This window comes from Mycobacterium sp. (genome assembly GCF_050701515.1).
GTDB lineage: Bacteria > Actinomycetota > Actinomycetes > Mycobacteriales > Mycobacteriaceae > Mycobacterium.
The window spans coordinates 1-3,474 of record NZ_JBOGDB010000247.1 but is presented as its reverse complement, the minus strand read 5'-3'; the positions used below and the strand labels follow the sequence as shown (position 1 = coordinate 3,474).

Here is a 3,474-nt window from a genome sequence, read left to right as displayed (position 1 = left end):
GTGCACATCGGCCCGCCCACGCTGCTCGGTGTCGGTGTCGCCGCGTCCGAACAAGTCGAAGGCGTGCCGGGGGTCACCATCCGGGAGGCGCTACGGGGCGGTCCTGCCGAGCAAGCCGGCCTGGTCGATGGCGACATCCTCACCAGCATCGACGGCAGACCGTTGGACTCCGCCACAACGCTGACCTATGTGCTGGACCGGCACTACCCCGGCGATGTCGTCGACCTGACGTGGATCGACCGAGCCGGTCAGCAGCGCATCGGCAAGGCGACGCTGGTAGCCGGGCAGTAAACCTTTCCCTATGCTGAGCGAGTGCCAAACACCACCCCTTATCGGGTCGTCCAGTGGACGACGGGAAACGTCGGAAAGAGCTCGGTTGAGGCGATCGCCAGGAATCCGAACTACGAACTCGTCGGGTGCTACGCCTGGTCGAAGGACAAAGTCGGACGCGACGCCGGCGAGCTGGCCGGAATCGAACCGCTCGGCGTCGCTGCCACCAACGACGTCGACGCGCTGCTGGCGCTGAAACCCGACTGCGTCGTGTACAACCCGATGTGGATCGACGTCGACGCGCTGGCGCGCATCCTGTCGGCGGGCGTGAACGTGGTGTCGTCGGCGTCGTTCATCACCGGGCACAACCTGGGCGCCGGCCGAGACCGGATCGAAGAGGCGTGCAAGCAGGGCGGCTCGACGATGTTCGGTTCCGGGGTCAGTCCCGGGTTCGCGGAGCTGCTGGCCATCGTCGCGGCCAGCGGATGCGCGCGGGTGGACAAGGTCACCATCGCCGAGGCGTCCGACACCACCTTCTACGACTCACCCGCCACGGAGAAACCGGCCGGTTTCGGCACTCCGATTGACGACCCCAATCTGCAGCCGATGGCCGCGCAGGGCACAGCGGTGTTCGCCGAGGCGGTGCGGCTGGTCGCCGACGCGTTGGGCGTCGAGCTCGACGAGGTGGTCTGTGCGGCGGAGTACGCGCAGACCACCGAGGACCTCGACCTCGGCTCGTGGACCATCAAGGCCGGCTGCGTGGCCGGCGTCTTCGCCAGCTGGCAGGGACGCGTCGGCGGCAAGACCGTCGTCGACCTCAACGTGCGGTGGCGCAAGGGACAGACGCTCGACCCCGACTGGAAGGTCGAGGGGGACCCCTGGAAGATCACCATCGACGGACTGCCGACGGTGACCATGCAGGTCGGCTTCCTGCCGCCGCCGGACTTCATCGAGAACGCCAAGACGATGGAGGACTTCATGGGGCTCGGCCACATCATCACCGCAATGCCGCCGATCCACGCGATAGCGGCCGTCGTCGCCGCCGCGCCGGGCATCGCGACCTACAACGACCTGCCGCTGCCGCAGGCGCGCGGCACCGTGCCGCAGCGTTAGCTGCCTGTGGCTAGATGCAAACGCCGGCCCGGACCCCGAACGGAGCACTGGCCTTGAAACACCCGTCGATCGGGTCCCAGAACCTGTCTCCGTGCCAATGACCCCCATCGTCGTCCTTGTCGTGCCCGCGTCCGTGGCCCCGTCCGGGACCGTTGTTCGCTAGCCACTCTGGCCCCGAGATAACGGGAGTAGACGGGACGGCGTTCGCTACAGGAGACACTCCGCCGACGACCAGAGCGAGACCACCAGCGATTATCGATCCGGCCGCAATTGCTTTCAGACTTAGCATGCAAACTCCTCGGCAAATTGTTGTCGCGATGCTGGCGCCGAAAGCTGGCGCGCCCCCGCCGGCCAAAAAGCTTGGTATCTCAGTTCTTTCGGCTCCACGAAAAACTATATCGCTCGACGCAACCTGAACGTTACCCGGCTAGCGCCGCCCGACGACTCGTTTCTTCGGCGCGGCTCGCTGCCTGGGTTTCGGGTAGGGCGCACCGAAGTCCCGCACCTTCATGGCGCCGTCCTTGCGGGCGGCCGAAATGGCGTTGCGCATTGGCTGAGCCAGCGCTGCGAACGAGCCCATGTCGAACACCATCGGCGTGAGCAGCCGATTGTGGACGAAGGCGAACGAGCTAGCGGTGTCGGGATCGGCCCATCCCAGTGTCCCGCCAAGTCCGACGTGACCGAATCCCTTCAGCATGCCCGGAATCGGCGATTCGTGATAGCCGAGATGAAAAGGCAAGGGCACCAACATGTTCAGATCCGGCATGACCTTCGGCTTGCCGGTCAGCCCTTGCGCCAATTCGGTGGACAGATACTTCTTGCCGTCGATGCGGCCGCTGTTGGCGATCGCGGCGTACATCTTGGCCAGGCCCCGGGCGGTGACGACGCCGTTGGCGGCGGGGACTTCGCCGTCGAGGAACGGGATGTCACCCTGGACAAAGGATTTGATGCCGGGGAAGTACATCGACCCGAAGGCTCCGGACATCGGCAGCCCGGCGACCTTCGGTGCGACGAAGTTGAACACCGGATTGGCACGGGCGTTCTGCGGCATGAGGATTTCCGCCACCCGGGTCGGTGCACCCTTTGGCGGACGACCTAGATGCAGACCGTCGGTGTTGAGCGGCCGCGCCACCTCTGCGCGGATCAGCTGGCGCATGCCCTTTCCCGTCACCGACCGGGCCAATCCGGACAGCAGCCATCCGAAGGTAAGCGCGTGGTACGCCGGCCACCCCTTGAGGCGATCGACGGGCGCGGCGGCCAACCGCTCCTCCATCAGGTGGTGATCCAGCAAGTCCTCCTTTTTGACACCCTTCAAGTGCGACAGACCGGATCGGTGCCGCAGCACGTCGCGGACGGTGATGTCCGACTTGCCGTTGGCGCCGAATTCGGGCCAGTACTCGGCGACCGGGACGTCGTAGGACAGCAGGCCACGGTCGACGAGTCGGTGGATGACGGTGGCCGCCACGCCCTTCGTCGCGGAGAAGACCATGGCGCCGGTGTCGGCCGCCCATGGCTGCTCGCCGGCTCGGTCTGACCACCCCGTCCAAACGTCGACGACCGGTTTCCCGTCGATGAACACCGACAGGGCGCCGCCCCCGAACCGGCGGCCGAGAAACAATCTGCTGAACAGGCGGATGACGTTGGCGAACCGCGGATCGGCCGCGCCCTTTACCCCCCGCGGCAGGCCTTCGTCCGGCCGGAGAAGCGACGACTTCGTCATACGGCTAACAATGCGGCCGAGCGCACCGCCTTACAGGAAAACCGCGATATTCAGCGGATCTGCGTGACCGATGCCTGCAGGCGAGCATTCGGGGGGCCCTCCAGCGGGACGTCCTGCAGCACCCGCGCCTGACCGTTGTGGACCGTGAAGTCGCCCGGCTGCGGCTGGTGTCCACCGGTTACCAGGTAGGACACCGTGATCTCTTTCTCCGGCAACGGGTGCAGGCCAATGTACTTGGGCTCGATCCGGTACGTGTAGACGCATCCGGCTGTTCCGGAGCAGTTCTGCTCGGTGACCACCACGGCGACTTGAAACTCTGCCGGCGTGGGCATTTGCGGTTTTCGTGGCGCGGGGGGCGGTGGCGGCGTCGA

General features: G+C 66.1%; 4 protein-coding genes. 2 read left to right on the top strand and 2 right to left on the bottom strand.

The genetic code is table 11. From position 1 onward, the window contains the following. Both ACRDU5_RS19095 and ACRDU5_RS19090 read left to right on the top strand, forming a co-directional pair. On the top strand, nucleotides 1-291 hold a 291-nt coding region (locus tag ACRDU5_RS19095; protein ID WP_526616328.1), incomplete at its 5' end, for a PDZ domain-containing protein. 21 nt (nucleotides 292-312) lie between these two features. Beyond that, on the top strand, nucleotides 313-1,383 hold the full coding sequence (locus ACRDU5_RS19090; protein ID WP_526616327.1) for an NAD(P)H-dependent amine dehydrogenase family protein: 1,071 nt from the start codon (nucleotides 313-315) through the stop codon (nucleotides 1,381-1,383). A gap of 427 nt (nucleotides 1,384-1,810) precedes the next feature. Here ACRDU5_RS19090 and lipL read toward each other — a convergent pair whose 3' ends face one another. After that, on the bottom strand, nucleotides 1,811-3,103 hold the full coding sequence (gene lipL, locus ACRDU5_RS19085; protein WP_526616326.1) for an esterase/beta-lactamase LipL: 1,293 nt from the start codon (nucleotides 3,101-3,103) through the stop codon (nucleotides 1,811-1,813). Between the two features lie 50 nt (nucleotides 3,104-3,153). Next, nucleotides 3,154-3,474, bottom strand: a 321-nt coding sequence (locus tag ACRDU5_RS19080) for a hypothetical protein (protein ID WP_526616324.1), incomplete at its 5' end; no start/stop codon positions are given.

What these genes read in the sequence shown, in the direction of transcription:
- lipL (WP_526616326.1), bottom strand. Translation starts at nt 3,103, where the DNA reads ATGACGAAGTCGTCGCTTCTCCGGCCGGACGAAGGCCTGCCGCGGGGG.